Genomic DNA, 3,431 nt, shown 5'->3' with positions numbered 1-3,431 from the left:
CGGCGCCGCCGTCCCCGCGCAGCACGCCCAGCACGCGGCGCATGTCCGCCAGGGCGGTCCTGCCGGTCGTCGAGAGCTGCTCCAGCACTGCGCCGGCGCGCTCGGGATCCTTGCGCACGACGACGGCGGCGCCGTCCGAGAGCGCGATCATGACCGACAGCGAATGCGCGACGACGTCGTGCATGTCCCGGGCGATCCGGGTGCGTTCGGCGGCGGAGGCCAGCCGGGCATGCCCGGCGGCCCAGCGGGCCACTTCCTCCTCGTGCTGCCGGTCCCGGCGGACCACGCTGCCGATGCCGGTGGCGATCAGGTTGGCGGCCGCCACGAAGGCGGCCAGGACCCAGCCGACGTAGGGCAACTCGGCCTTGAGCTGCGCCAGCTCCGCCGCGGGCAGGGCCGAGCGCAGCAGATCCGGGAGGAAGAAGCCGAAGGCGGCCATCGGGGGCAGGCTGGCGGCCACCAGGGCCGGCACGGCAAGGCGCGCCGGGCGGGTCAGCGCCACCGCATAGAGGGCGAACCACAGGCTCACGGTGGCGGACTGGCTGGTGGGCTGCAGGACGATGAGCGCCGTCTCCAGGACGGTCAGCACGGCCAGCACCGCCACCGGCCAGCGGCGCCGGAACAGCAGGACGGCGGCCACCGCCAGCATCACCGGCAGCACCGCCGGATGGCCGGACAGCAGCGTGGCGGCCGACAGCAGCAGGTAGGCCCCGACCACCAGCGCGTCCATCACCACCGGCCGGCGGCGCAGGAAGCGGCGCAGCGGCCCGCGCCGCCGCGCCGCCAGTTCGGTGAAGGAGACGGCGGCCGTGCGTTCCGCCGTCTCCTGCCCCAAAGCCATGGTCCCCATGGGTAACGAGCTTAGCCGCGCCCGGCTGCTGCGCCCGCTACGGGCTCAGACATCGCGGGTCTTCGTGGCCACCGCGGCGGCCGCCAGCAGCACCGCGGTCCAGGCGGCCATGACCGCACCGCCCTGCAGCCGGGTCAGCTCGCCCTCGGCAATGTCCAGGGCCAGCAGCTGCCGGCCGGCGTTGGAGGGCAGGTACGGGAGGGCGTCCTGGATCCAGTCCAGCTGGATGAACCCGAGCACCGTGGGCAGGACCAGGAACAGCGCCACCAGGGTGACGATGCCGCCGGCGCTGTTGCGCAGCAGGGTGCCCAGGGCCAGGGCGATCAGCGAGGCCAGCGCCAGGTACACCCCGGCCAGCAGCATGGAGGGCACCAGGTTCTCCACCGCCAGGCCGAACTCCTGCCCGTACCCGGAGAGGATGGGCTGCAGCAGGAAGTAGGTGGCGAAGCTGGCGACGATGCCGGTGACGGCGGCCACCGCCGCGATGACCACGGCCTTGGCGAACAGCGGGGAGAGCCGGTCCGGCACCGCCATCATGGTGGAGCGGATCATGCCGGTGGAATATTCGGAGGCGATCAGCAGCACGCCCAGCGAGCCGATGATCAGCTGGCCGAAGTCGATGCCGCCGGTGGGCATCAGGTACAGCAGCTGCGGCTCGACGCCGACGGCGGCCGGATCCCGGCCCTCGGCCGCCGCCTGGTCCAGGGCCGAGCCCAGGCCCCAGCCGCCGAGCAGGCCGATGCCGACCATGACCGCCACGGTGGTGGCCAGCAGGATCCAGGTCGAACGCAGGGTGGTGAACTTGATCCACTCCGCATGCAGGGCGCGGAGGAAGTTGACGCCGCGGGCGGCGGGGCGGGCGGCCGGGGTGCCGGCCGGGCGGGTCTGCAGTGCAGGGGTGCTCATCGGGGGCTACTTTCCTGCCGCGGCGTCGGCGGCAATGTCGCTGCGGTCCTCGTGGGTGCCGGCCGGGCCGCCGGAGTGGTATTCGACCTCGTCGCGGGTCAGGTCCAGGTAGGCCTCTTCGAGCGAGGCCTGCAGCGGGGTCAGCTCGCACACCAGCACCCGGTGCTCCAGGGCGGCCCGGGCGATCACCCGGGGCTCGACGCCGGAGACTTCCAGCAGGCCCGGCTCGCGGGCCTCGATGCTCACGCCGGGACCGGCGAGCGCGCCGGCGAGCAGGTGCGCGTCCCCGGCCCCGTCGGTGCGCACCCGGGTGCGCACCCGGCCGCGGCCGTCCAGGATCTCCTGCATGGAGGCGTCGGCGATGATCCGGCCGCGGCCGATCACAATCAGGTGGTCGGCGGTCCGGGCCATCTCGCTCATCAGGTGCGAGGAGAGGAACACGGTGCGCCCCTCGGCCGCCAGCGAGCGGGCCAGGTTGCGGACCCAGAGCACGCCTTCGGGGTCCAGGCCGTTGACCGGCTCGTCCAGGATCACCGTCTGCGGGTCCCCCAGCAGCGCGGCGGCAATGCCCAGCCGCTGGCCCATGCCCAGGGAGAAGCCGCCCACGCGCTTGTTGGCCACCGCGCCCAGCCCGGTCAGCTCGATGACCTCGCGCACGCGCCGGCGCGGGATGCCGTGGGTGGCAGCCAGGGCCCGCAGGTGGTTCAGGGCACTGCGCGAGGTGTGCACGGCCTTGGCGTCCAGCAGCGCCCCGACCTGGCCCAGCGGCGCCTTGTGCGCGGCGTAGGGCCTGCCGTTGACCGTGACCCGGCCCGCGGTCGGCGCGTCCAGGCCCATGATCATGCGCATGGTGGTGGACTTGCCGGCGCCGTTCGGGCCCAGGAAACCGGTGACCTTGCCGGGCTGGACCGTGAAGGAAATGCCCTGCACGGCGTATTTTTTGGGCTGGCCGCCGTAGACCTTGACCAGGCCGTGTGCCTCGATCATCTGAACCGTCCTTAGTCGGGGATCATGTGGAAAACCGGGGTGCGGCCCTTTGGCCGCACCGTCTACGCTACGGACGGGCCGGCCCCGGCACATTGCTCCCGAGGCTGATCTTCGGGGCCGCACGGTAGTCCTCAGGGATGACGCGGCCGGTGGTTGAACGCCGATACTCAGTATGCTTACGTTGTCCTATCCCCTACCGCAGGAGCGCCACAATGAAAGCCATAGTTTTCGGGGCAGGCCTGGCCGCAGGCTACGTCCTGGGCACCCGCGCCGGCAGAGCCGGCTACGAGCAGCTCAAGAGCCGGGCGCGGCAATTCTGGGAAAGCCCGCAGGTCCGGGAAAAGGTCTCCGGGGCCGCCGCGGCCGTCAAGGACAAGGCCCCCGAGGCCCAGGGCCACCTCAAGGACGCGGTGAAGAAGGCCGGGGAGAGTCTTACCGGCGCCCTCCGCCACGACAAGCAGGAGCCCTCCGGCAGCACCCCGGCGGGCGCGCCGGAACCGGTGCACTATTCCGGCCAGCCGGCGGCCACGGTGGAGAATCCGGCCACCACCGCCTACCCGCAGTCCGGGGCGGGTGCACCCGGCAGCGGGGAGGGCACGGGTCCGGCAACTCCGTCCGGGGCGGGCCCGCAGACCGGCCCCGGCTCCGGGGCCTGAGCACCGGGAACCGGCCATGCGAGGGTCCGGCA

General features: G+C 73.0%; 4 protein-coding genes. 1 reads left to right on the top strand and 3 read right to left on the bottom strand.

Annotation, left to right across the window (positions count from 1 at the left end; all coding sequences use genetic code 11):
• From ACFQ36_RS21720 to ACFQ36_RS21710, 3 genes are all read right to left on the bottom strand, one after another.
• Positions 1-841, bottom strand: an 841-nt coding sequence (locus ACFQ36_RS21720) for a sensor histidine kinase (protein WP_377017467.1), incomplete at its 3' end; no start/stop codon positions are given.
• A 54-nt stretch (positions 842-895) separates the two neighbouring features.
• Entirely contained in the window at positions 896-1,756 is an 861-nt protein-coding gene (locus tag ACFQ36_RS21715) for an ABC transporter permease (protein ID WP_377017465.1), read from the bottom strand.
• A 6-nt stretch (positions 1,757-1,762) separates the two neighbouring features.
• Complete coding sequence (locus tag ACFQ36_RS21710; RefSeq protein ID WP_377017463.1) at positions 1,763-2,743, bottom strand: ABC transporter ATP-binding protein; 981 nt, start codon at positions 2,741-2,743, stop codon at positions 1,763-1,765.
• A 212-nt stretch (positions 2,744-2,955) separates the two neighbouring features.
• On the opposite strand from ACFQ36_RS21710, the gene ACFQ36_RS21705 reads away from it, so the two are divergent.
• On the top strand, positions 2,956-3,399 hold the full coding sequence (locus ACFQ36_RS21705; RefSeq protein ID WP_377017461.1) for a hypothetical protein: 444 nt from the start codon (positions 2,956-2,958) through the stop codon (positions 3,397-3,399).
• The last annotated feature ends 32 nt before the right edge of the window (positions 3,400-3,431 follow it).

The organism is Arthrobacter sp. GCM10027362 (genome assembly GCF_042679445.1).
In the GTDB taxonomy this organism is placed as follows: Bacteria; Actinomycetota; Actinomycetes; order Actinomycetales; family Micrococcaceae; genus Crystallibacter.
This window is presented reverse-complemented; position numbering and strand designations above follow the sequence as displayed.